The following is a 23294-nucleotide window of genomic DNA, read 5'->3' on the forward strand; positions in this document are numbered from 1 at the left end:
ATTGCTGCATTGTCCTTCAATCGTTGTCGCTTCGAGGCCATTGTCATGCAGCACCGAGAATATTGCGGCAGCCCTTGCGCGCCTGAAGCTTCCTCTTTTGCGTCATCCCAACGCAGGGGCTTCGGACCGACGCGCGACGCTGCGACCAAACAGAAGGCAGGTTTGCTCAAATGGCAGGCATAGAACACAGGCAGGTGGACGGTGACGAGGCGGGCATGCGCCTGGATCGCTGGTTCAAGGTGCATTTTCCGGGACTGGGCTTCGGCCCGCTGCAGAAGCTGCTGCGCTCCGGCCAGGTCCGCGTCGATGGTGCCCGCGCCAAATCCGACACGCGGATCCAGCCCGGCCAGACGATCCGTATTCCGCCGCTCGGGGTCGATCCCAAGGAAGTCAAGACCGGGCCGATCGCCGGCCGCGACCTCAGGAACTCACCCGACGGCGAGTTGCTGTCGCGCATGGTGCTGCACGAAGACGCAAAGGTGATCGTGCTCAACAAGCCGGCCGGCCTTGCCGTTCAGGGTGGCTCGGGCGTCAACCGGCATATCGACAAGATGCTCGAGGCCTGGACAAACCAGAAGGGCGAAAAGCCGCGTCTGGTCCACCGGCTCGACCGCGACACCTCAGGCGTGCTGGTGATTGCCCGCACGAGGGGTGCGGCACAGAAGCTGACCGCCGCCTTCCGCGAGCGCGACACCAAGAAGACCTATTGGGCGCTGGTCAAGGGCGTTCCGCGCAAGCGCGAGGACCGGATCTCGACCTGGCTCGTCAAGGAGCAGACGCCGGACGGCGACCGCATGCGCATCGCCAAGCATGGCGAAGACGGTGCCGACCACGCCATTTCCTACTACCGTATTCGCGAACAGGCAGCCCAAAACCTCGCCTGGCTGGAGATGGAGCCCTATACCGGCCGCACCCACCAGCTTCGCGTCCATGCATTGCACATCGGCCACCCGATCCTCGGAGACCCCAAATATTTCGATGCCGACATCAACTGGAGCCTGCCCGGCGGCATGCAGAACCGCCTGCATCTGCACGCGCGTCATATCGATATTCCACACCCGGACGGTGGCCGCCTGCGCGTGACCGCACCGCTGCCACCGCACATGGTCCAGAGCTGGAACCTGCTGGGCTTCGAAGAGAACGAGCCTGGCGAGGACGATTGATGAAACTGGCGCTTTTCGATTGTGACGGTACGCTGGTCGATAGCGGCGGCCTGATCCATGAAGTGATGGCGCGGACCTTCGAGGCATTCGACCTCGAGCGCCCGCCCCTCTCGGCGACCAAGAGCATCATCGGCCTGACCCTCGACATCGCCATCGCGCGCCTGCTCGGCCGCGAACATGTCGACGATCAGGCGCTGGCGATGACGGCACATTACAAATCGATCTTTGCCGGCGTTCGGGCCGAGGCAGGGTTCCAGGAGCTTCTGTTTCCGGGTATCGCCGACATGATGCAGACGCTGTCGTCGCGCGATGCGCTGTTGATCGGCGCGGTGACGGGCAAGTCGCGGCGCGGGCTGACGCACATTTCCGAGACGCACGGATTCGACCGGATCTTCTTCGTGTCGCGGACCGCCGACGATTGCCCCTCCAAGCCGCATCCGGCCATGGTGACGGAATGCTGCTTTGAAGCCGGCATCGACGCGAAGGATACTGTCGTCATCGGCGATGCGATCTATGACATGCAGATGGCCAAGGCCGCAGGCGCTGCCGCCATCGGCGTTGCCTGGGGCTATGCTTCCGTTCCCGACCTCATCGAGGCGGGCGCGGATTTCGTTGCCCGGACGCCGGCCGACATCATTGAATGGATGGAACACAATCATGCCTGATATTCGCGACGAACTCAGCGGTGCGATGAGCCACGAGGATCCGGTCCGCCGCGCACAAATCCAGATGCTGAAGCCGCTGCCGAAGCGCTTCTACAAGGACGTCAGCGTCACAGCCGCGGAAGGCGATACGCACGCCGTGCTGCTCGACGGCCGCACCGTGCGCACGCCGGCAAAGCAGCCGCTTGCCGTGCCCACACGCAAGCTCGCAGACATGCTCGCAGCCGAATGGGATGCGCAGGCAGAGGTCGTCGATCCCGGCAAGATGCCGATCACGCGTATCGTCAACACCGCACTTGACGGCGTCGCCAAGGACCAGCGCTCGGTTTTCGACGATATCCTACGTTTTGCCGGAACGGACATGCTCTGCTATCGCGCCGACAGCCCGGAAGGCCTGGTCGCGCGCCAGAACGAGATCTGGAACCCGGTGCTCGACTGGGCGCAGCAGACGCTCGGCGCCCGCTTCATCCTCGCCGAAGGCGTGATCCACCAGGAGCAGTCGGAAGAAGCGCTTTCCGCCTATGCGGAAGGGCTGCGCGCCTTCGCGACCCCGCTCGGCCTCACCTGCGTCCACACGGTGACGAGCCTCACCGGTTCTGCCTTGCTGGCACTCGCCTTCGCTTCCGGCCGTCTGACAGCCGAAGAAGCCTGGACGGCTGCGCATGTCGACGAGGACTGGCAGATCGAGCATTGGGGAACCGACGAGGAAGCCTTCCGCCGCCGCGAGAACCGCTGGCAGGAAATGCAGGCGGTCGCCGCGGTTCTTGACGCCCTGCGCTGACGAACCCGGATCAATGGAATACGAAACGGGCTGCGTGTCTTTCGACGCGCAGCCCGTTTCTTTTGTTCAAGATTTTAGCGCCAAGGCGCTTCCACTCGTACGCTAACGTAACGAGAGCGGAGAGCCGTTACGTTAGGCGGCCAGCTTCAGGCCGGCGATACCACTGACGATGAGCGCGATGCAGCCGAGGCGAACGAAGGTTGCCGGCTCGGCAAACAGGAAGATGCCGAGGATCACAGTGCCGACGGTGCCGATGCCGGTCCAGACAGCGTAAGCCGTACCGAGCGGCAGGGTGCGCACGGCGAGACCGAGCAGCGCGATGCTGAGGATCATCGAGCCAACGGTCAGGATCGTCGGTGTGACCCGCGTAAAACCATCCGTGTATTTGAGACCAATTGCCCAGCCGATTTCGAGAATACCGGCAAGCAGAAGAAGGAACCAGGCCATATCAAACTCCTAAAGTTTGGAGCGAGGCCGTCCCCGCGGATGTTCGGTATCGCCTATGCGAACCGTGCAGCCGTCTGCAACGCGGGTTCTATCTCACACTCCAGTTACGCCGGCAAGGCGGTCATGGGCAAATCAGCCTTGCGTCCGCGGCAAAGCTAAACCATTTCACGCAGCCGTTGAAACCATGAAAACGCGTGGGGGCACCGAGGTTCTGCAGGTGGCGCTCTATGGAGCGTTGCGCTCCCTGCGGAGTTTCGACCACCATTCCAGCCGCTTACGGATCTCACGCTCGAAACCGCGTTCCGGCGGATCATAGAAGGTCCTGCGCCCCATCTTCTCGGGGAAGTAGTCCTGGCCCGAAAAGGCGTCCGGCTCGTCATGGTCGTAGCGGTAGCCGTCGCCGTAGCCCTCGCCCTTCATCAGTTTCGTCGGTGCGTTGAGGATATGTTTCGGCGGCAGAAGCGAGCCATTTTCCTTCGCCGCCCGCATCGCCGCCTTGTAGGCGGTGTAGACGCCGTTCGATTTCGGCGCGGTCGCCAGATAGACGCAAGCCTCGGCAAGCGCCAGTTCGCCCTCGGGTGACCCGAGATAGTCATAGGCATCCTTGGCGGCGTTGCAGATCACCAGCGCCTGCGGGTCGGCAAGGCCGATGTCCTCGACTGCCATGCGCACGAGCCGCCGCCCAAGATAGAGCGGATCCTCGCCGGCATCGAACATGCGGCAGAGATAATAGAGTGCAGCATCCGGGTCCGAGCCACGCACAGACTTGTGCAGGGCCGAGATCAGATTGTAGTGGCCGTCCTGGCCCTTGTCATAGACCGGCGCCCGGCGCTGGACGATGTTCTGCAGTGCTGCCGCGTCGAAGATCTCTTCGCGCCGCGCGGCGCGCCAGACTTCTTCGGCCAGCGTCAGCGCAGCGCGGCCGTCGCCGTCGGCCATGCGGATGAGGCTGGCGCGCGCATCCGCATCGAGCGGCAGTTTCTTGCCCTCGGTCTCTTCGGCTCGCGACAGCAGTTCCTCTATGCTGTCTTCGCCGTGCGGCTTGAACGTCAGCACCCGGGCGCGCGACAAAAGAGCGGCGTTGAGTTCGAAGGATGGGTTTTCCGTCGTTGCACCGACGAGGATCACGGTTCCGTCTTCCATGACGGGCAGGAAGCTGTCCTGCTGCGCTCGGTTGAAACGGTGGATCTCGTCGACGAAGAGCAGCGTCTGGCGACCGGACATGCGCCTTGCCCGCGCCGCCTCGAATACCTTCTTGAGATCGGCGACGCCGGAGAAGATCGCGGAGATCTGCTCGAAGGCGAGCCCCGCCTCCCCCGAAAGCAGCCGCGCCACAGTCGTCTTGCCCGTTCCGGGCGGTCCCCAGAAGATCATCGACCCGAGCGAACCCGATGCAATCATCCGCGACAGGACGCCGTCCTCACCGGTCAGGTGATCCTGACCGGTGACTTCGGCAAGCGTTCGCGGGCGAAGCCGGTCGGCAAGTGGCCTTGCCGACGCCATTTCCGGTGGCTCGTGGGCGGTGAACAAGTCGCTCATCGGAAGAACTGACGGATGAGTTGGCCGTCACGCTCGATCTCGACGCGCCAGAAGGAGGCATCGTCGGCCATGACCTGTTCCAGCGTCTTCGACGTGTCGATCGCCGTGCCGTTCACCGACCGCACGATATCCTTCGGCTCGAGGCCGATGCGGGCGGCGGGCGAGCCGCGGTTGACCTGCATGACGACGACGCCCTGCAGCGAGGTCGACATGCGCAACTCGTCGGCAAGGCGCGGTGATAGGTTGGCGACGACTGCGCCGGCGAAGGGGTTTCGGCCTTCGATCAGCCGTTCGTCGCGCGGCGAGGTCTCCGGCGCCCGATCGAGCTTGAGCGCCACTTCCCGCTGCTTGCCGTTTTCCGATACGGTGACCCGCGCCTCGTGGCCGATACCAACAGTCGTCAAGCGATAGCCGAGGGCATCGGGATGTTCGACCTCGATGCCGTTGACGGCAGTGATCACCTGGCCGGGCTTGATCCCCGCCTGTTCGGCCGGGCCGCCCGCCACGACAGCGGTCACCAGCGCACCGCGGGCGCGGTTGAGGCCAAGGGCCTCGGCCACTTCCGAAGTGACCGGCTCGAAGCTCGCGCCGATGAACGGACGCACGAACGCGCCGTTGCCGCCTTCGGCCGAGGCGACGAAAACCTTGACGAGATTGGCGGGGATGGCAAAGCCGACGCCGTTCGAGCCACCGCCCTTGGAAAAGATCGCCGTATTGATGCCGATAAGCTGGCCGTTCATGTCGATGAGGCCGCCGCCGGAATTGCCCGGGTTGATTGCCGCATCCGTCTGGATGAAGAAGCCGAAATCACCCGACGAGACCTGGTTGCGCGCAAGCGCCGAAACGATGCCGCTCGTCACCGTCTGGCCGACGCCGAAGGGGTTGCCGATCGCGAGCACGAGGTCACCGACCTCGACCGCATCGGAATCACCAAGCGGCACGATGTCGAAGGGACCGTCCGACTGGATCTTCAGAACCGCGAGGTCGAGCCGATCGTCCTTGAGCACGATCTTGCAAGGAAACTCGCGGCCGTCGGCCAGCGCCACCTTGATATCGTCGGCGCCCTCGATGACGTGGTTGTTGGTCACCACGATGCCGTTCTTGCCGACGATCACGCCGGAACCCAGCGAAGACTGCTTCTCCGAACGGTTCGGCATACGCTGGCCGAAGAACTCCTCGAAGAAGGGATCGCCGGAGAAAATCGACCGGCGCTCGACGACCCGTTCGGCATAGACGTTGACGACGGCATTCGCCGTCTGCTTGACGAGGGGGGCGAAAGAAAGCTGCATTTCGGTCCGCGACTGCGGAACGCTCTTGGCCTCCTGGGCCAATGCCGGACAGGCGAGAGAAACAGCGATGACGAGCGAAACAAGCGCTCTTCGACCTACGATCATGTAAAGCATTCTCCTATTCGGCGCGGCTACGTTCAGATAGGATTTCGCGGGAAAAAAGGCAAATGTTGGCGCAGGATACGCAAAGTCGCCGGCTTCACGCGCTACGCACGAAAACGTGGTTCGCAACCCCTTTCACGGTGATCGAAAGTCTGCTGAGTTCATACAAGACAAGGCTCATAAATCACTTCGGAAAAGACCATGCCATCTTACCGTCCGCCGAGAATCGTTTCCTCCGAAATCACCCCGGAGGCCATCTTTTTCAACCGCCGCACCTTCCTCGGGGCTGCCGCCGGCGGCGTGCTGCTTGCGGGAAGCGGTACGGGGATCGCGGCGGCACTCAGCGCTCCCAAGGGCAAATACACCGTCGACGAGGACCTGACGCCCGAGGCCGACGTCACCAGCTACAACAATTTCTATGAGTTCGGGACCGGCAAGGGCGACCCTGCGGCCAATTCGAACAGCTTCAAGCCGACGCCATGGACGGTGAAGGTCGATGGCCTCGTCGGCAAGCCGAAGGAATTCGGGCTCGAAGAGCTCTTGGCGTTGCCGATCGAAGAGCGCGTCTACCGCATGCGCTGTGTCGAAGCCTGGTCAATGGTGATCCCCTGGACCGGGTTTCAGCTTTCGGCACTGCTCGACAAGGTCGAGCCGCTCGGCAGCGCCAAATATGTCTCGTTCGAGACCGTGGTGCGGCCGTCCGAAATGCCGGGTCAATCCGGTTTCTTCCAGCCGTTGCCCTGGCCCTATCGCGAGGGGTTGAGGCTCGACGAAGCCCGTCACCCGCTGACACTGCTGTCCGTCGGCGTCTACGGCAAGACGCTTCCCAACCAGAACGGCGCGCCGGTTCGGCTGGTCACTCCCTGGAAATACGGTTTCAAGGGGATCAAGTCGATCGTGCGCATTTCCTTGACGGAAACACAGCCGCCCTCGACCTGGAACCTCTCGGCGCCAAACGAGTACGGCTTCTTTGCCAACGTCAATCCGGCGGTCGATCATCCCCGCTGGAGCCAGGCAACGGAAAACCGCATCGGCGGTGGCGGCTTCTTCGGCTCCAACCGGCGCGACACCCTGCCCTTCAACGGCTATGCCGACGAGGTGGCCGGGCTTTATGCCGGCATGGATCTCAGAGCGAACTATTGATCATGGCCCGCCTGCCCACCCTTGCAAAGCGTTACCATTCAGCCTCGGTCTGGGCGCTCTACGGTCTCGGGCTGCTGCCGGCCGCCTACGCATTCTATCTCGGGGCTACGGGCCAATTGCCCGGAAACCCGGTCAAGGAATTCGAACACCTGCTCGGCCTCTGGGCGCTGCGCTTCCTCGTCGCAACGTTGGCGATCTCGCCGATCCGCGACCTCTTCGGGATCAACTGGCTGCGCTATCGCCGGGCACTCGGGCTACTCGCCTTCTACTATGTGCTGATGCACTTCCTCGCCTACATGCTGCTCGATCAGCGGCTAAACTTTCCGGGCATACTGGCCGATATCGCCCGCCGCCCCTTCATCACCATCGGCATGGCCGCGCTCGTCATGCTGATCCCGCTTGCACTCACGTCCAACAACTGGTCGATCCGCAGGCTCGGTGCGCGGTGGAACAAACTTCACCGCCTGGCCTACGTGATCGCCGCCGCCGGCGCCCTGCATTTCTCGATGTCGGTGAAGGTCGTCGGCCCGGAACAGCTGCTTTATCTCGGGCTCGTTGCGGCGTTGCTCGTCTGGCGGCTGGTGCGCAAACCCTATCTGCGGCGCAAGCGCCAGGCCGCCAACGCGCCGGCGAGGACCGCTACCGAGAGCGCCTGAGGCGTTCTTCGTCCCGCCCTGAACAACGACCCCCGATCGCATGTCAACGAAACGGCGCCTGAGCGGGCGCGCTGTCAGGCGTGCACTCAAACAACGGGCCCACCGAAAAATACGCCCAAAGAAAAAGCGGCCGGGTGACGAACACCCGGCCGCTTCAATTTTCTGCCTTCGATCGGCTTAGGCTGCTTCGGCAGCTTCAGCTTCTGCAGCAACGCGGGCGAAATCCTTCGCGCCCTTTGCCGAGACGTCGCGGTCAACGAATTCGATGACGGCGAGCGCGGCGTTGTCGCCGTGACGGAAGCCAGCCTTCATGATGCGCAGGTAGCCGCCGTTGCGGGTGGCGTAACGCGATGCGATCGTGTCGAACAGCTTGGCAACGACAGCGGCGTCGCGGATCTGCGAGATCGCCTGGCGGCGAGCATGCAGGTCACCGCGCTTGCCGAGCGTGACGAGCTTCTCGACGATCGGGCGGATTTCCTTAGCCTTCGGCAGGGTCGTAACGATCTGCTCGTGTTCGATCAGCGAAGCTGCCATGTTGGCAAACATCGCCTTGCGGTGGCTGGCGGTTCTATTCAGCTTGCGGCCGGCTTTACCGTGGCGCATGGCTATTCTCCTTCACTTGCAGGCATTCGCCCGCAGTCTAATGGTTAGTATTGGTCTTCGTAACGCTTGGCGAGATCTTCGATGTTCTCAGGCGGCCAGGACGGCACTTCCATGCCGAGGTGCAGGCCCATGGAAGCGAGAACTTCCTTGATTTCGTTCAGCGACTTGCGACCAAAATTCGGCGTGCGGAGCATTTCTGCTTCGGTCTTCTGAATGAGGTCGCCGATGTAGACGATGTTGTCGTTCTTCAGGCAGTTGGCCGAACGGACCGAAAGTTCCAGTTCGTCGACCTTCTTGAGAAGCGCCGGGTTGAAGGCGAGTTCGGTAACTGCCTCTTCCTCTGCTTCCTTCTGCGGCTCGTCGAAATTGACGAAGACCGACAGCTGGTCCTGAAGGATGCGGGCCGCAAATGCGATCGCATCTTCACCGGTGACGGAGCCGTCCGTCTCGATGGACATCGTCAGCTTGTCATAGTCAAGAACCTGGCCTTCGCGGGTGTTTTCCACCTTGTAGGACACTTTCTTGACCGGCGAGTACAGGCTGTCGACCGGGATCAGGCCGATCGGAGCATCTTCCGAACGGTTGCGATCTGCCGGAACGTAGCCCTTGCCGTTGTTGACGGTGAACTCCATGCGGATCTCGGCGCCCTCGTCGAGGGTGCAGATCACATGGTTCGGGTTGAGGATTTCGATATCGCCAACCGTCTGGATGTCACCGGCGGTTACAACGCCCGGACCCTGCTTGCGCACAACCATGCGCTTTGCGTCGTCGCCATCCATCTTGATGGCGATTTCCTTGATGTTGAGCACGATGTCCGTCACATCTTCCCGGACGCCCGGGATAGAGGAGAACTCGTGCAGGACGCCGTCGATCTGCACTGCGGTGACAGCAGCACCGCGCAGAGACGACAGCAGCACGCGGCGAAGCGCGTTGCCGAGCGTCAGACCGAAGCCGCGTTCAAGCGGTTCCGCAACCAGCGTTGCCTTGGTGCGGCCGGAGGAGACGAACTCCACCTTGTTCGGCTTGATCAGTTCCTGCCAATTCTTCTGGATCATGTTTTCTGCCTTCCGTTCGTTGCCACCATCCAATCGTGACAACCGAGCCCCGAAGACCGGGAGCGCGCGTCTGCGCCCTCACCGGCATGTTGAATGCATATGATCAGACGCGGCGCTTCTTGCGCGGGCGGCAGCCGTTGTGCGGGATCGGGGTCACATCGCGGATCGAGGTGATCATGAAGCCCGCAGCCTGCAGCGCGCGAAGAGCGGATTCACGGCCGGAACCCGGACCGCAAACTTCAACTTCCAGCGACTTCATGCCGTGTTCCTGGGCCTTCTTGGCGCAGTCTTCAGCGGCGATCTGTGCGGCAAACGGGGTCGACTTACGCGAACCCTTGAAACCCTTGGCACCGGCAGACGACCAGGCAATCGCGTTGCCCTGTGCGTCGGTGATGGTGATCATGGTGTTGTTGAACGACGAATTGACGTGCGCAACGCCAGACGTGATGTTCTTGCGTTCGCGACGGCGAACGCGGGTGGCTTCCTTGGCCATAGGATCCCTTTCTTAGATCTCTGCACCGCCGTAATTCCAGCGGCTCCACCGGGAAAAGGATTTGACGTCCCCTGCCCTGCATCTTCACTTCCCGCAGGACGAAGTATCGCCCTGCGAACATATCGCCCGGCCGGATCGGCCGAACAAAGGTCAGGCGAACGCCCTTCCAAACTGCAAAAGGAGGCCGGTGTTTGACACCAGCCTCCCAATCTCCCTTTTCGGGAAATTACTTCTTCTTACCGGCAATCGCCTTCGCCGGACCCTTGCGGGTGCGAGCGTTGGTGTGGGTGCGCTGACCGCGAACCGGAAGGCCACGACGGTGACGCAGGCCGCGGTAGCAGCCGAGGTCCATCAGGCGCTTGATGTTCATCGAGGTCTCGCGACGCAGGTCACCTTCGACCTGGTAGTCGCGGTCGATCGTTTCGCGGATCTGCAGGACTTCAGCGTCCGTCAGCTGATGCACGCGACGATCAGCCGGGATACCGACCTTCTCGATGATTTCCTGTGCGAATTTCGGGCCGATCCCGTGAATGTAGGTCAGCGCAATAACTACGCGCTTTGCCGTCGGGATGTTGACGCCAGCGATACGTGCCACGTCTATTCTCCTTGCGTTCCAGTTGCCATCCGGCAATAGGTGCTTCGTTACGCGACCTCGAAGAGCCGCACGTTGATTGAGGTTCGAGACACGTCAAAAACGACCGTACCCGGACTTCATTTTCTTTGAAGACCGCGCCGACCGCTCTCATGTCGCGAGTTGGCGCTGTCTTTGGCGGAATCGGCCGGAAAAGTCAACTCCCCGGCAGTTCCTTTTCGGCAAAGACCAGTGTCTAAGCCAGAATCTTCTCGATCTCGGCGGTGACGGTGTTCACTTCCGCCATGCCATCGACCGTTCTGAGCTGCCCCGTTCCGGCGTAGTGCTCGGAGAGCGGCGCCGTCTTTTCGCGGTACTCGGTCAACCGGCGCTTGAAGGCTTCCGGATTGTCGTCCGAACGAACGGTGCCGCCGGCTGCGATGGTTTCCGCTACGCGATTCTCCATCCGCTTTACAAGGGCTGCCTCGTCGACCTTGAGCTCGATTACGGCATCGAGCTTCAGACCCTTGCCCTCGAGCATCTTGCCGAGCGCGATCGCCTGCGGAACCGTGCGCGGGTAACCGTCGAGGATGAACCCCTTCGCACAGTCCGGCTGGTCGATGCGATCCGACACGATTTCGTTGACGATCTCATCGGATACCAGCTGACCGGCATCCATGACCGCCTTGGCACGCTTGCCGACCTCGGTCGCCTGGGCGACGGCCGCCCGCAGCATATCTCCTGTGGAAAGCTGCGGAATGCCGTATCTCTCCGTCAGAAGCTTGGCCTGTGTCCCCTTGCCAGCGCCCGGCGGTCCCAAAAAAATCAGTCTCATCGTCCCCTCTTTCCTCCGCGCAGCTTCGACTTCTTGATCAGCCCCTCATATTGCTGTGCGATGAGGTGGCCCTGGATCTGTGCTACCGTATCAAGGGTGACGCTGACAACAATCAAAAGCGACGTACCACCAAGGTAGAACGGCACGCCGGTCTGAGCGATCAGAACTTCCGGCAGAATGCAGACGAAGATCAGATAGGCCGCACCGATCACGGTGATGCGCGTCAGGACATAATCGATGTATTCCGCGGTACGCTCGCCCGGACGAATGCCCGGAATGAAGCCGCCGTGCTTCTTCAGATTGTCGGCCGTGTCCTTCGGATTGAAGACGATCGCCGTGTAGAAGAAGGCGAAGAACGCGATCATCGCACCGTAGAGCACCATGTAGAGCGGCTTGCCGTGCGCGAGCGCGCCAACAACGGTGGTCGCCCAGCCCGGCAGCGTCGCGGTATTGGCAAAGCCTGCAAGCGTTGCCGGCAGAAGCAGCAGCGACGAGGCGAAGATCGCCGGGATAACGCCCGATGTGTTGAGCTTCAGCGGCAGGTGCGAGGTGTCGCCCTGGAACATGCGGTTGCCGACCTGGCGCTTCGGATACTGGATCAGAAGCCGCCGCTGGGCGCGCTCGACGAACACGATGAGCGCGATGACGCCGACGACCATGACGATGATCGCGAGAATCAGCGGGGTCGATAGTGCGCCGGTGCGTCCGAGTTCGAGCGTGCCGGCCAGAGCCGTCGGCAGATGGGCGACGATACCGGCGAAAATGATCAGCGAGATGCCGTTGCCGATGCCGCGCGAGGTGATCTGCTCACCGAGCCACATCAGGAACATGGTGCCGCCAAGAAGAGAAATGACGGTCGAAATACGGAAGAACCAACCCGGATCGTTAACGAGGCCGTTGCCGCTCTCGAGGCCGACCGCGATCGCGTAAGCCTGCGCCGTGCCGAGAAGCACCGTGCCGTAACGGGTGTACTGGTTGATGATCTTGCGGCCCTGCTCGCCTTCCTTCTTCAGCTGCTCCAGTGCCGGAACGACAGAGGTCATCAGCTGAACGATGATCGAAGCAGAGATATAGGGCATGATGCCGAGCGCGAAGATCGCCATGCGCTCAACTGCACCGCCCGAAAACATGTTGAAGAGGCCGAGGATGCCGCCGCTCTGGCCGCGGAATGCCTGGGCAAACGCTTCCGGGTTAAGACCGGGCAGCGGGATATAGGTGCCAAGACGGTAAACCAGAAGCGCACCAAGCGTGAACCAGAGCCGTTTCTTCAGATCTTCCGCCTTGGCGAAAGTCGAGAAATTCAGGTTCGAGGCGAGCTGTTCCGCTGCAGAAGCCATGCAATTCTCCGCGTACCAAATCTCGGAATCAGCGGGAACACCCGGTCCGTTCCGGAAGGACTAACTTTTCGTCTTGAAAACCGGACGCGAGGCGATTGTGTCTGCAATCGGATGCCTCACCGTGGTTTCCGCTATGTCCGCCGCGGCGAGCGATTCGCGCTTGCGGACGTGAGGCTCACATATGGGAGCAAAACCGCCCGGAGTGAAGCACCCCGGGCGGTTCATCAATAATATTATTCAGCAGCCGCTGCGAGCAGCTTGATCGAGCCGCCAGCCTTTTCGATCTTTTCGATCGCAGACTTGGAAGCGCCGGCAACTTCGAGCGAAACCTTCGCCTTCAGTTCGCCGTCGGCCAGAACGCGGACGCCGTCCTTTTCGCGACGGATGACGCCGGCAGCCTTGAGGGCAGCTGCGTCAACGGTCTTGGAAGCGTCGAGCTTCTTGGCGTCGATTGCCGTCTGGATACGGCCGAGCGACACGACAACAAACTCCGAAGCGAAGATGTTGTTGAAGCCGCGCTTCGGCAGACGACGGTAGATCGGCATCTGGCCGCCTTCGAAGCCGTTGATCGCAACGCCCGAACGAGCCTTCTGACCCTTCACACCGCGACCGGCGGTCTTGCCGGAGCCCGAGCCGATACCACGGCCAAGACGCTTACGGCTGTGGGTCGAGCCTTCGTTGTCCTTGATTTCATTCAGTTTCATGAGCTTATCCCCCTCACTTCTCGTCGACGACGCGAACGAGGTGCTGGACGGTACGGATCATGCCGCGGACAGACGGAGTGTCTTCCAGCGTGCGAACCCGGTGCATCTTGTTGAGGCCCAGGCCGATCAGCGTCTGACGCTGTACGGCCGGACGGCGAATGGGGCTACCGATCTGCTCGACGGTAACGGTCTTCGCTGCGACTTCTTTCTTAGCCATCTGTCAGCTCCCTTATTCTTCGGAAGCAGCGCCGGAGGCGGCACGACGAGCCTGGAGCGTGGCGTACTTCATGCCGCGCTGAGCTGCGATGTCCTTCGGGTGCATCTGGTTCTTGAGGGCGTCGAACGTTGCGCGAACCATGTTGTAAGGGTTCGACGAACCGGTCGACTTGGCAACGACGTCATGAACGCCGAGCGTTTCGAAGACGGCGCGCATCGGGCCACCAGCGATGATACCGGTACCGGCCTTGGCCGAACGCAGCAGCACCTTGCCGGCGCCATGACGGCCGTGAACGTCGTGATGCAGGGTACGACCACCACGCAGCGGGACGAAAATCAGGTCGCGCTTTGCGGCTTCGGTTGCCTTGCGGATGGCTTCCGGCACTTCGCGTGCCTTGCCATGACCGAAGCCAACGCGGCCCTTCTGGTCGCCAACGACGACGAGAGCGGCGAAACCGAAACGACGACCGCCCTTCACCACCTTGGCGACGCGGTTAATTGCTACGAGCTTATCGACAAATTCGCTGTCGCGCTCTTCGCGGTTCTGGCGATCTTCGCGAGAACCCTTTCTTTCCTGTGCCATTGTCCTTTTCCTTTTTCTTTTCCGGGTGCAATCGGCAGATTGACAAAAGTCGCCCCCGTCCGATGGATCGGATGCGACCGGAAACCTATGAGAGTGCCAGGCAGGCGCAACGCCCGCCTGGCAACCGATCAGAAGTTCAGACCACCTTCACGGGCAGCATCGGCCAAAGCCTTGATGCGGCCGTGATAGATGAAGGCGCCACGATCAAAGACAACGTCCTTGACGCCAGCCTTTACGGCGCGCTCAGCAATGAGCTTGCCGACGGCAGCAGCAGCTGCCGTGTCAGCGCCCGTCTTCAACGACGAACGCAGATCGGTATCGAGGGTGGAGGCAGACGCAAGCGTCTTGCCGGCCACGTCGTCGATGACCTGTACGTAGATGTTCTTCGACGAGCGATGAACCGACAGGCGCGGACGGCCATTGGCGACCGCCTTGATTTGACGGCGCACGCGGTTGGCGCGACGCACAAGAGTATCTTTCCTGCTAGCCATTTCGCGTGATCCTTACTTCTTCTTGCCTTCTTTGCGGACAATCCGCTCTTCGGCATACTTGACGCCCTTGCCCTTGTAGGGCTCGGGGCCACGGTATTCGCGGATTTCCGCGGCAACCTGGCCGACCTGCTGCTTGTTGATGCCGGACACGATGATTTCGGTCGGCTTCGGAACAGCAATCGTGATGCCTTCCGGCGTCTGGTAGACGACGTCGTGGCTGAAGCCGAGCGCCAGCTGCAGGTTCTTGCCCTGCATCGACGCACGATAACCAACGCCGTTGATTTCGAGCTTGCGCTCGTAACCGTCCTTGACGCCCTTGAAGATGTTTTCGATCATCGTGCGGGACATGCCCCACTTCGAACGAGCATCCTTGCTCTGGCTGAGCGGCTGTACAACAACCGCATTTTCTTCGAGCTTTACCGAGACTTCGTCGTTTGCAACGAAGAACAGTTCGCCCTTCGGGCCCTTCGCCGTTACCTTCTGGCCATCAACGCTTGCCGTGACGCCTGCCGGAACCTGAACGGGCTTCTTACCGATACGAGACATTTTTATACCTGTCTGTTCGCTATGGAGAACTTGCTACCGTCTTCGATTAGAAGACGGAGCAAAGGATCTCGCCACCAACATTCTGTTCGCGTGCCTGATGATCGGCCATCACGCCCTTCGGGGTCGAAAGGATGGTGATGCCGAGGCCGTTCGCGACCTGCGGAATGGACTTAACCGAGACATAAACTCGGCGGCCCGGCTTGGAAACGCGGCCGATCTCACGGATCACGGAAGCGCCTTCGTAGTACTTCAGTTCGATATTCAGCTCGGCCTTGCCGTTGCCGAATACGACTTCGGAGTACCCGCGGATGTAGCCTTCAGCCTGAAGAACATCCAGAACACGTGCACGGAGCTTCGAAGCCGGCGTGGAAACGCTCGACTTGCGGCGAGCCGCGCCGTTACGGATACGGGTGAGCATATCGCCCAGCGGATCAGTCATTGCCATGTGCCCGTCTCCTTACCAGCTCGACTTGACAATACCCGGCACCTTGCCGAGGTTGCCCAGTTCGCGAAGCGCAATACGCGACATACGAAGTTTACGATAGAAGGCGCGCGGACGGCCGGTAACTTCGCAACGGTTGCGGATGCGGGTCTTGGATCCATCGCGCGGCAGGCCTGCCAGCTTGATGGTTGCCTTGAACCGCTCTTCAATCGGCAGAGACTGGTTCATGATGGTCGCCTTCAGAGCGGCACGCTTTGCAGCCTGCGAGGCAACCAATTTGCGGCGGCGCTTGTTCTTTTCAACTGCGCTCGTTTTCGCCATTAAAGTTATCCTTCTTTACGCTTGTCGTTACGGATTACTGACGGAACGGGAAGTTGAACTCTGCGAGCAGAGCACGAGCTTCGTCGTCGTTAGTAGCCGTCGTGCAAACGATGATGTCCATGCCCCACATCTGATCAACCTTGTCGTAGTTGATCTCAGGGAACACAATGTGTTCCTTGACGCCCATGGCGAAGTTGCCACGTCCGTCAAAGGACTTCGGGTTGAGGCCACGGAAGTCGCGAACGCGCGGAAGAGCGATGTTCACGAGACGATCGAGGAACTCAAACATCCGAACGCCGCGCAGGGTAACCTTGGCACCAATCGGCATGCCTTCGCGAAGCTTGAAGCCTGCGATGGAGTTGCGAGCGCGGGTGATTACCGGCTTCTGGCCAGCAATCGCTGCGAGGTCGGCAGCAGCAACGGTCGGCTTCTTGGAGTCGCCCGTCGATTCGCCAACACCCATGTTGATGACGATCTTGTCGAGGCGCGGGATCTGCATTTCGTTGGCGTAGGAGAACTTCTCCTGCATAGCCGCACGAATACGCTCGACATATTCCTTCTTGAGCCGCGGCTCGTAAGCGGACTTAGCCATCGATCACTACTCCCGAACGCTTGGCCACGCGGACCTTCTTGTCGCCATCGATCTTGAAACCGACGCGGGTCGGCTTGCCATCCTTCGGATCGGCAATCGCGATGTTCGAAAGATGGATCGAGGCTTCCTTGTTGATGATGCCGGCTTCCTGGCTCTGGGTCTGGCGCTGGTGACGCTTCACCATGTTTACGCCACGCACGACAGCCCGGTCTTCCTTCGGCATTACCTGTACGACTTCGCCGGTACGACCCTTGTCCTTACCGGTGAGAACGACGACTTTGTCGCCTTTACGGATCTTTTGCATCTCTTAACGCTCCCTTAGAGTACTTCTGGAGCCAGCGAGATGATCTTCATGTGGTTCTTGGCGCGAAGTTCGCGCGGAACCGGTCCGAAGATACGGGTGCCGATCGGCTCTTTCTTGTTATCGATAAGAACGGCTGCGTTGGTGTCAAAACGGATGACAGAGCCATCCGGACGGCGGATGTCCTTCGCAGTGCGAACGACAACAGCCTTCATGACATCACCCTTCTTTACGCGGCCGCGCGGAATGGCTTCCTTGATCGAAACGACAATGATGTCGCCGACCGACGCATACTTGCGCTTGGAGCCGCCCAGCACCTTGATGCACATGACACGACGTGCGCCGGAATTATCCGCCACGTCGAGGTTTGTTTGCATCTGAATCATGTCAGGTCGCCTTCTTGTTGTTACCAGGCCGGTTGGGTCGAAACCCCCTCGCCCGGCTTATAGTGCTCATCTCAAAGCAAAAGAACGCCCGGAATCGAGCGTTCCCCTGCTTCAATTGCGTGCTTCATACAGGTATTTTCCCAAGACGCAAGGGTCTTGGCGTCAAAACCTGCTGAAATCAAGCGTGGGCGGCGACTACCGTCCAGCGCTTATCCTTCGAGATCGGCGCGCATTCCTCGATGGAAACGACGTCACCAACCTTGTACTGGTTGTTTTCGTCATGCGCCTTGTACTTCTTCGAGCGACGGACGGTCTTCTGGAGGATCGGGTGCGCAAAGCGGCGCTCGACCCGTACGACGACGGTCTTGTCGTTCTTGTCGCTGACAACAGTGCCCTGCAGAATGCGTTTCGGCATATTTTCTGGTCCTTAGGCCTTGGCTTCTGCCGCCTTCTGGCGGGCAATGGTTTTGACGCGTGCGATGTCCTTGCGGACTTCGTTGATACGCGAAGACTTCTCGAGCTGGCCGGTTGCCTTCTGGAAGCGCAGGTTGAACTGCTCCTTCTTCAGCTTGGCGAGCTCTTCGTTGAGTTGATCGGCGCTCAGGGCGCGAACATCTACAGCTTTCATGAGTTCACTCCTTACTCTGCGATACGCTGCACGAAGCGCGTCTTGACAGAGAGCTTGGCAGCGCCAAGACGAAGTGCCTCACGGGCAAGTTCTTCGCTGACACCATCGATCTCAAACATCATTCGGCCGGGCTTGACCTTGCATGCCCAGTATTCGACCGAACCCTTACCCTTACCCATGCGGACTTCCGTCGGCTTGGCGGTAACCGGAACGTCGGGGAACACACGGATCCAGACGCGGCCGGCGCGCTTCATGTGACGCGTGATCGCGCGGCGGGCCGCTTCGATCTCGCGCGCATTCACGCGGTTGGGTTCCTGAGCCTTAAGGCCGAATTCACCGAAAGCGAGATCAGATCCGCCCTTGGCTACGCCCTTGATGCGGCCCTTGAACTGCTTGCGATACTTCGTACGCTTTGGCTGCAACATTTTTTTACTTCTCCGATATTGGCTGCCAAACGCGAATGTTACGCGTTTTCACGACGGCGGTCACGATCGCCACGGTCGCGATCACGGCCTGCCGGGCCCTGGTTGTCACTTTCGATCGCGCGACGCTCGGAAGCCATCGGATCGTGCTCAAGGATTTCGCCCTTGAAGATCCAGACCTTGATGCCGCAGATACCGAAAGCGGTTTCCGCTTCAGCCGTGCCGTAGTCGATGTCCGCACGCAGCGTGTGCAGCGGAACGCGACCTTCGCGGTACCATTCGGTACGAGCGATTTCGGCGCCACCGAGACGGCCGGCGCAGGTGATCTTGATGCCTTCGGCGCCAAGACGCATGGCCGACTGAACAGCGCGCTTCATCGCACGGCGGAAAGCCACGCGGCGCTCGAGCTGCTGGGCAATCGACTGAGCAACGAGCGTTGCGTCGACTTCCGGCTTGCGCACTTCAACGATGTTGAGGTGCGTTTCAGAGCTGGTCATCTCGGAAAGCTTCTTGCGGAGCTTCTCGATGTCAGCGCCCTTCTTGCCGATGATCAGGCCCGGACGAGCAGAGTGGATCGTGACGCGGCACTTCTTGTGCGGACGCTCGATAACCACCTTGGCAATGCCGGCAGCCTTGAGTTCTTCCATCAGGTAAGCGCGGATCTTCAGGTCTTCGTGAAGAAGCTGGCCGTATTCGGCGTTGTCCGCGAACCAGCGGCTGTCCCAGGTCCGGTTGATACCGAGACGGAAGCCGATTGGATTAATCTTCTGACCCATTATGCGGCCTCCCCTTTGGCTTCCACTTCACGGACGACGATCGTCAAGTGCGAGAACGGCTTTTCGACACGCGATGCACGGCCGCGACCACGAGCGTGGAAGCGCTTCATGACAATCGACTTGCCAACGTAAGCTTCTGCAACGACGAGCGAATCGACGTCGAGATCGTGGTTGTTCTCTGCGTTTGCAATGGCAGATTCAAGGGTCTTCTTGACCGTCTCTGCAATGCGCTTGCGGGAGAATTCCAGTTCGGCCAGAGCGCGATCGACCTTCTTGCCGCGGATCATCGCGGCAACCAGGTTGAGCTTCTGGGGGCTGACGCGGATCGTGCGCGCAACTGCCTGCGCCTCATTATCCTTCAGCCGGCGTTCGGCTTTTGCCTTGCCCATTGTTACTTCCTCTTTGCCTTCTTGTCCGCACCGTGACCGTAGTAGGTCCGGGTCGGAGAGAACTCACCAAACTTGTGGCCGACCATGTCTTCGTTGACGCTGACCGGAACGTGCTTGCTGCCGTTGTAGACGCCGAAGGTGAGACCGACAAACTGCGGAAGGATCGTGGAGCGGCGGCTCCAGATCTTGATCACTTCGTTGCGACCGCCTTCGCGGACCTTCTCAGCCTTCTTGAGAAGATAACCGTCAACGAACGGACCTTTCCATACTGAACGAGTCATTCGAGACTTCCTCTCTTACTTCTTCTTCTGGTGGCGCGAGCGCATGATGAACTTGTCGGTCGACTTGTTCGAGCGCGTACGCTTACCCTTCGTGGGCTTGCCCCACGGGGTAACCGGGTGACGACCACCCGAGGTACGGCCTTCACCACCGCCGTGCGGGTGGTCAACCGGGTTCATGACGACGCCGCGAACGTGCGGCTTCTTGCCACGCCAACGCGAACGACCAGCCTTACCGTCATTGATGTTGCCGTGGTCGGGGTTCGACACGGCGCCGATCGATGCGAGGCAGGAACCATGCACCAGGCGCTGTTCGCCAGAGTTCAGGCGAAGGATCGCCATGCCCTGGTCGCGGCCAACGAGCTGTGCGTAGGTACCGGCGGAGCGGGCCATCTGGCCGCCCTTGCCCGGCTTCATTTCCACGTTGTGGATGATGGAGCCGACCGGGATGTACTGCAGCGGCATCGTGTTGCCGGGCTTCACGTCAACGGCCTTCTCCGAAGCGATGACCTTGTCGCCGGCAGCGAGGCGCTGCGGAGCGAGGATGTAGGCCTTTTCGCCGTCGGCGTAGTTGACGAGCGCGATGAACGCGGTGCGGTTCGGGTCGTATTCCAGACGCTCGACGGTGCCTTCAACGTCGAACTTGCGACGCTTGAAGTCTACCAGACGATAGGTGCGCTTGTGACCGCCGCCCTGAAAGCGAACGGTGATGCGACCGAGGTTGTTGCGACCGCCCTTGGAAGACAGGCCTTCGGTCAGCGCCTTGACCGGCTTGCCCTTGTAGAGGCCGGACCGGTCAACGATGACCAGCTGACGCTGGCTCGGGGTCGTCGGATTGAAATTTTTCAATGCCATTTTCTTGTTCCCTTTTGGGTTTTTACCCTAATGGGCCTATCCGTTAGAGACCGGTGGAGACGTCGATGGACTGACCGTCGGCGAGCGTGATGACCGCCTTCTTCACGTCCTTCTGCTTTCCGGCAAAGCCGCGGAAACGCTTCGTCTTGCCCTTGCGGACCAGCGTGTTCACGGCCGTAACCTTGACGCCGAACAGAGCTTCGACAGCAGCCTTGATCTCAGGCTTCGAAGCGTCCTTGGCGACGTTGAAGACGACCTGGTTCTGTTCGGAAACCAGCGTCGACTTTTCAGTGATCGAGGGGGACACGATCACGTCGTAGTGGCGAAGATCCGTCATTTGAACCGCTCCTCCAGAGCTTCCACGGCAGCCTTGGAAAGCACGAGCTTGCCACGGCGCAGAATGTCGTAAACGTTGATGCCCTGAACCGGCAGAACGTCCACATTCGGGATGTTCTGGGCTGCGAGCTTGAAGTTGTTCTCGATCTCGGCGCCGCCGATGATGAGAGCGTTGGTGAGGCCGAGCGAGGCAAACACGCCGGCGAGTGCCTTGGTCTTGGCTTCCTTGGCAACGAGATCGTCGATGACGATGATCTCTTCAGCCTTCAGCTTGGCCGAGAGCGCATGGCGCAGGCCGAGAGCACGAACCTTCTTCGGAAGGTCGTGTGCGTGGCTGCGGACAACCGGGCCATGAGCCTTACCACCGCCGCGGAACTGCGGAGCGCGAGCGGAGTGGTGGCGGGCGCGGCCCGTACCCTTCTGCTTGTACATCTTGGCGCCGGTGCGCGAAACTTCCGCGCGGCCCTTGGCCTTGTGCGTGCCCTGCTGCTTCTTGGCGAGCTGCCAGCGAACGACGCGGGCAATGATGTCTTCACGGGGTTCGAGGCCGAAAATGGCGTCCGAAAGGGAAACCTTTCCTGCGTCCTTGCCCTCGAGGGTTTTGACGTTGAGATCCATTACTCGGCTCCCTTACTTCGATGCTTCGGCGCGCACAGCGGCCGGACGCGGAGCGCCTTCCGGGGTGCCCGACTTGATGGCGTCACGAACGACGATCCAGGCACCCTTGGAGCCGGGGACAGCGCCCTTGACCAGGATCAGACCGCGGTCTTCATCGGTCGATACGACTTCCAGGTTCTGGGTGGTGACGCGCGTCTGGCCCATGTGACCAGCCATGCGCTTGCCCTTCCAAACGCGGCCCGGATCCTGGTTGGAACCGGTAGAACCATGCGAACGGTGCGATACGGAAACGCCGTGCGTTGCACGCAGACCGCCGAAGTTGTGGCGCTTGATGGCGCCGGCAAAGCCCTTACCGATCGTGGTACCGGTGACGTCGACGAGCTGACCGGCAACGAAATGGTTCGCCGTCAGTTCTGCACCGATGTCGATCAGGTTGTCCGCGGAAACGCGGAACTCGACGAGCTTCGCCTTCGGCTCGACGTTGGCAGCAGCAAAGTGGCCGCGCATCGCCTTCGGCGTGTTCTTGACCTTGGAGCGGCCAGCACCGAGCTGGACAGCAACGTAGCCGTTCTTTTCTTCCGTACGCTGGGCTACCACCTGGCAGCTTTCCAGCTTCAAAACTGTAACCGGGATATGCTCACCGGCGTCGTTATAGACGCGGGTCATTCCCACTTTCTGTGCAATCACACCTGAACGCATTGGTTCATTCCTCTTGAGAGTTAGTGACGGAGCAAGCCCCTTCACATCTCTGGTTTAAGGTCTCCTTGAGATCATCCGATCTTGAGGTCGCCCGTTTTTGGAAGCCGTTGGACCGGGGTCCACGTACCTTCCTTGTTTATTAAAGCTTGATTTCCACGTCGACGCCGGCAGCCAGGTCGAGCTTCATCAGCGCGTCAACGGTCTGCGGGGTCGGGTCTACGATGTCGAGAAGGCGCTTGTGGGTGCGCATTTCGAACTGTTCACGGCTCTTCTTGTCGACGTGCGGCGAGCGGTTGACCGTAAACTTTTCAATGCGCGTCGGCAGCGGTACGGGACCGCGCACGCTTGCACCGGTACGCTTTGCAGTCGACACGATTTCACGCGTCGAGGCGTCGAGGATCCGGTGATCAAACGCCTTGAGGCGGATGCGGATGTTCTGGCCGTTCATACGACTTATCCTTGTTCAGGTTACTTGCGGTTTCCGTGGAAAAACACGCAGTGAACTTCGTTTAATTTCGGCCAGTCCGCTAACTTTTCAAAGATCGGAGGGACAGGGTTTCCCCTGCCCCTTCCTATTTGAGCGGCCGTGGCCGGCCTGTCTTTCTGTGAGCGCACAACGTCGAAGCACCGTGCAAATCACGCGTGGGCGCCATTTGCACTATTTCGTCGTCTTCGGCAAGCCGTGCGACCAACTAAATCTTTCGGGGCGGGTATGTCCAAGGCGCATAGCACATGCGCCTTGTGTCTTCCCGCCCTCAGTCTCGTCGATTACTCGACGATCGAGGCAACGATGCCGGCGCCGACGGTACGGCCGCCTTCGCGGATAGCGAAGCGCAGCTTTTCTTCCATCGCGATCGGAACGATCAGCTCAACGGCAACGGTGACGTTATCGCCCGGCATAACCATTTCCGTGCCTTCCGGCAGCGTGACGATGCCCGTCACGTCCGTCGTGCGGAAGTAGAACTGCGGACGGTAGTTGGTGAAGAACGGCGTATGACGGCCGCCTTCTTCCTTCGTCAGGATGTAGGCTTCGGC

Annotated in this window: 35 protein-coding genes and 1 pseudogene; 5 read left to right on the forward strand and 31 right to left on the reverse strand. The window is 60.6% G+C overall.

Annotation, left to right across the window (positions count from 1 at the left end):
• Positions 1–170 precede the first annotated feature (170 nt).
• The 3 genes from OKW20_RS15625 to OKW20_RS15635 are packed head-to-tail and all read left to right on the forward strand — an operon-like array spanning position 171 to position 2606.
• Entirely contained in the window at positions 171–1163 is a 993-nt protein-coding gene (locus OKW20_RS15625; protein WP_192445950.1) for an RluA family pseudouridine synthase, read from the forward strand.
• A complete protein-coding gene (locus OKW20_RS15630) occupies positions 1163–1828 on the forward strand; it encodes an HAD-IA family hydrolase (protein ID WP_429118623.1) in 666 nt (221 codons plus the stop codon). Before OKW20_RS15625 ends, OKW20_RS15630 begins: the two co-directional genes overlap by 1 nt.
• Positions 1821–2606, forward strand: coding sequence for an ATP12 family chaperone protein (locus OKW20_RS15635; RefSeq protein WP_429173405.1), 786 nt, complete (start codon positions 1821–1823; stop codon positions 2604–2606). Before OKW20_RS15630 ends, OKW20_RS15635 begins: the two co-directional genes overlap by 8 nt.
• A gap of 132 nt (positions 2607–2738) precedes the next feature.
• On the opposite strand, the gene sugE is transcribed toward OKW20_RS15635, so the two are convergent.
• The 3 genes from sugE to OKW20_RS15650 all read right to left on the reverse strand — a co-directional run bounded on the left by sugE (position 2739) and on the right by OKW20_RS15650 (position 5986).
• Positions 2739–3053 carry a quaternary ammonium compound efflux SMR transporter SugE gene (sugE, locus tag OKW20_RS15640; protein WP_034795623.1) on the reverse strand — a complete coding sequence of 105 codons (315 nt, stop codon included), beginning with the start codon at positions 3051–3053 and terminating at the stop codon, positions 2739–2741.
• A 225-nt stretch (positions 3054–3278) separates the two neighbouring features.
• On the reverse strand, positions 3279–4592 hold the full coding sequence (locus tag OKW20_RS15645) for a replication-associated recombination protein A (RefSeq protein ID WP_429173407.1): 1314 nt from the start codon (positions 4590–4592) through the stop codon (positions 3279–3281).
• Positions 4589–5986, reverse strand: coding sequence for a DegQ family serine endoprotease (locus OKW20_RS15650; protein ID WP_043623373.1), 1398 nt, complete (start codon positions 5984–5986; stop codon positions 4589–4591). The genes OKW20_RS15645 and OKW20_RS15650 overlap by 4 nt, the downstream gene beginning before the upstream one ends.
• 198 nt (positions 5987–6184) lie before the next feature.
• Here OKW20_RS15650 and msrP point away from each other — a divergent pair, with 198 nt between their 5' ends.
• Positions 6185–7126 carry a protein-methionine-sulfoxide reductase catalytic subunit MsrP gene (gene msrP / locus OKW20_RS15655; RefSeq protein WP_429173410.1) on the forward strand — a complete coding sequence of 314 codons (942 nt, stop codon included), beginning with the start codon at positions 6185–6187 and terminating at the stop codon, positions 7124–7126.
• A 2-nt stretch (positions 7127–7128) separates the two neighbouring features.
• Complete coding sequence (msrQ, locus tag OKW20_RS15660; RefSeq protein WP_429173412.1) at positions 7129–7782, forward strand: protein-methionine-sulfoxide reductase heme-binding subunit MsrQ; 654 nt, start codon at positions 7129–7131, stop codon at positions 7780–7782.
• 177 nt (positions 7783–7959) lie between these two features.
• On the opposite strand, the gene rplQ is transcribed toward msrQ, so the two are convergent.
• The 28 genes and pseudogenes from rplQ to tuf form a co-directional block, all read right to left on the reverse strand.
• Positions 7960–8385 carry a 50S ribosomal protein L17 gene (gene rplQ, locus OKW20_RS15665; protein WP_429173415.1) on the reverse strand — a complete coding sequence of 142 codons (426 nt, stop codon included), beginning with the start codon at positions 8383–8385 and terminating at the stop codon, positions 7960–7962.
• Between the two features lie 44 nt (positions 8386–8429).
• Complete coding sequence (locus OKW20_RS15670; protein WP_034795592.1) at positions 8430–9440, reverse strand: DNA-directed RNA polymerase subunit alpha; 1011 nt, start codon at positions 9438–9440, stop codon at positions 8430–8432.
• 103 nt (positions 9441–9543) lie between these two features.
• On the reverse strand, positions 9544–9933 hold the full coding sequence (gene rpsK, locus OKW20_RS15675) for a 30S ribosomal protein S11 (RefSeq protein WP_003536496.1): 390 nt from the start codon (positions 9931–9933) through the stop codon (positions 9544–9546).
• Between the two features lie 226 nt (positions 9934–10159).
• A complete protein-coding gene (gene rpsM, locus OKW20_RS15680) occupies positions 10160–10528 on the reverse strand; it encodes a 30S ribosomal protein S13 (protein ID WP_034795586.1) in 369 nt (122 codons plus the stop codon).
• Positions 10529–10760: 232 nt separating this feature from the next.
• Entirely contained in the window at positions 10761–11339 is a 579-nt protein-coding gene (locus tag OKW20_RS15685) for an adenylate kinase (protein ID WP_034795582.1), read from the reverse strand.
• Positions 11336–12676 (reverse strand): preprotein translocase subunit SecY, encoded by a 1341-nt coding sequence (gene secY, locus OKW20_RS15690; protein WP_043623382.1) that lies wholly within the window; start codon positions 12674–12676, stop codon positions 11336–11338. The genes OKW20_RS15685 and secY overlap by 4 nt, the downstream gene beginning before the upstream one ends.
• Positions 12677–12909: 233 nt before the next feature.
• Positions 12910–13380, reverse strand: coding sequence for a 50S ribosomal protein L15 (gene rplO / locus OKW20_RS15695; protein WP_034795576.1), 471 nt, complete (start codon positions 13378–13380; stop codon positions 12910–12912).
• A 13-nt stretch (positions 13381–13393) separates the two neighbouring features.
• Positions 13394–13597 carry a 50S ribosomal protein L30 gene (rpmD, locus tag OKW20_RS15700; protein ID WP_043623384.1) on the reverse strand — a complete coding sequence of 68 codons (204 nt, stop codon included), beginning with the start codon at positions 13595–13597 and terminating at the stop codon, positions 13394–13396.
• A gap of 12 nt (positions 13598–13609) precedes the next feature.
• A complete protein-coding gene (gene rpsE / locus OKW20_RS15705) occupies positions 13610–14179 on the reverse strand; it encodes a 30S ribosomal protein S5 (RefSeq protein ID WP_043623386.1) in 570 nt (189 codons plus the stop codon).
• 128 nt (positions 14180–14307) lie between these two features.
• Positions 14308–14670: a 50S ribosomal protein L18 gene (gene rplR / locus OKW20_RS15710; RefSeq protein ID WP_043623388.1), complete on the reverse strand. Its 363-nt coding sequence runs from the start codon at positions 14668–14670 to the stop codon at positions 14308–14310.
• 12 nt (positions 14671–14682) lie between these two features.
• Entirely contained in the window at positions 14683–15216 is a 534-nt protein-coding gene (rplF, locus tag OKW20_RS15715; protein ID WP_043623391.1) for a 50S ribosomal protein L6, read from the reverse strand.
• A 46-nt stretch (positions 15217–15262) separates the two neighbouring features.
• Positions 15263–15661, reverse strand: coding sequence for a 30S ribosomal protein S8 (rpsH, locus tag OKW20_RS15720; protein WP_025426677.1), 399 nt, complete (start codon positions 15659–15661; stop codon positions 15263–15265).
• A gap of 12 nt (positions 15662–15673) precedes the next feature.
• Positions 15674–15979, reverse strand: coding sequence for a 30S ribosomal protein S14 (rpsN, locus tag OKW20_RS15725; RefSeq protein WP_034795562.1), 306 nt, complete (start codon positions 15977–15979; stop codon positions 15674–15676).
• Between the two features lie 34 nt (positions 15980–16013).
• Entirely contained in the window at positions 16014–16571 is a 558-nt protein-coding gene (rplE, locus tag OKW20_RS15730; protein WP_043623396.1) for a 50S ribosomal protein L5, read from the reverse strand.
• Entirely contained in the window at positions 16564–16875 is a 312-nt protein-coding gene (gene rplX, locus OKW20_RS15735) for a 50S ribosomal protein L24 (protein WP_025426674.1), read from the reverse strand. The genes rplE and rplX overlap by 8 nt, the downstream gene beginning before the upstream one ends.
• A 14-nt stretch (positions 16876–16889) precedes the next feature.
• Entirely contained in the window at positions 16890–17258 is a 369-nt protein-coding gene (rplN, locus tag OKW20_RS15740; protein ID WP_034795548.1) for a 50S ribosomal protein L14, read from the reverse strand.
• A 178-nt stretch (positions 17259–17436) separates the two neighbouring features.
• Positions 17437–17673 carry a 30S ribosomal protein S17 gene (rpsQ, locus tag OKW20_RS15745; protein WP_034795546.1) on the reverse strand — a complete coding sequence of 79 codons (237 nt, stop codon included), beginning with the start codon at positions 17671–17673 and terminating at the stop codon, positions 17437–17439.
• A gap of 12 nt (positions 17674–17685) precedes the next feature.
• Positions 17686–17886, reverse strand: coding sequence for a 50S ribosomal protein L29 (gene rpmC, locus OKW20_RS15750; protein WP_034795543.1), 201 nt, complete (start codon positions 17884–17886; stop codon positions 17686–17688).
• An 11-nt stretch (positions 17887–17897) separates the two neighbouring features.
• Positions 17898–18311, reverse strand: coding sequence for a 50S ribosomal protein L16 (gene rplP / locus OKW20_RS15755; protein ID WP_011975175.1), 414 nt, complete (start codon positions 18309–18311; stop codon positions 17898–17900).
• 38 nt (positions 18312–18349) lie between these two features.
• A complete protein-coding gene (gene rpsC, locus OKW20_RS15760; protein WP_034795537.1) occupies positions 18350–19084 on the reverse strand; it encodes a 30S ribosomal protein S3 in 735 nt (244 codons plus the stop codon).
• Positions 19084–19473, reverse strand: a complete 390-nt coding sequence (rplV, locus tag OKW20_RS15765; RefSeq protein ID WP_034795534.1) for a 50S ribosomal protein L22 — start codon at positions 19471–19473, stop codon at positions 19084–19086. Before rplV ends, rpsC begins: the two co-directional genes overlap by 1 nt.
• Positions 19474–19475: 2 nt before the next feature.
• Positions 19476–19754 (reverse strand): 30S ribosomal protein S19, encoded by a 279-nt coding sequence (gene rpsS / locus OKW20_RS15770; protein WP_018239488.1) that lies wholly within the window; start codon positions 19752–19754, stop codon positions 19476–19478.
• 15 nt (positions 19755–19769) lie between these two features.
• Positions 19770–20606 (reverse strand): 50S ribosomal protein L2, encoded by an 837-nt coding sequence (gene rplB / locus OKW20_RS15775; protein ID WP_043623402.1) that lies wholly within the window; start codon positions 20604–20606, stop codon positions 19770–19772.
• Positions 20607–20649: 43 nt separating this feature from the next.
• A complete protein-coding gene (locus OKW20_RS15780) occupies positions 20650–20943 on the reverse strand; it encodes a 50S ribosomal protein L23 (RefSeq protein ID WP_034795524.1) in 294 nt (97 codons plus the stop codon).
• Positions 20940–21560: a 50S ribosomal protein L4 gene (gene rplD / locus OKW20_RS15785; protein ID WP_034795521.1), complete on the reverse strand. Its 621-nt coding sequence runs from the start codon at positions 21558–21560 to the stop codon at positions 20940–20942. Before rplD ends, OKW20_RS15780 begins: the two co-directional genes overlap by 4 nt.
• Positions 21561–21572: 12 nt before the next feature.
• Entirely contained in the window at positions 21573–22259 is a 687-nt protein-coding gene (gene rplC, locus OKW20_RS15790; protein ID WP_034795518.1) for a 50S ribosomal protein L3, read from the reverse strand.
• Between the two features lie 139 nt (positions 22260–22398).
• The gene (gene rpsJ / locus OKW20_RS15795) at positions 22399–22707 is read right to left on the reverse strand and encodes a 30S ribosomal protein S10 (protein WP_003507767.1); all 309 of its coding nucleotides are present in this window, start codon (positions 22705–22707) and stop codon (positions 22399–22401) included.
• A 320-nt stretch (positions 22708–23027) separates the two neighbouring features.
• Positions 23028–23294, reverse strand: a pseudogene (gene tuf / locus OKW20_RS15800) (elongation factor Tu); the annotation flags it as partial.

It is taken from the genome of Ensifer sp. LBL, from assembly GCF_050435225.1.
Classification (GTDB): domain Bacteria; phylum Pseudomonadota; class Alphaproteobacteria; order Rhizobiales; family Rhizobiaceae; genus Ensifer.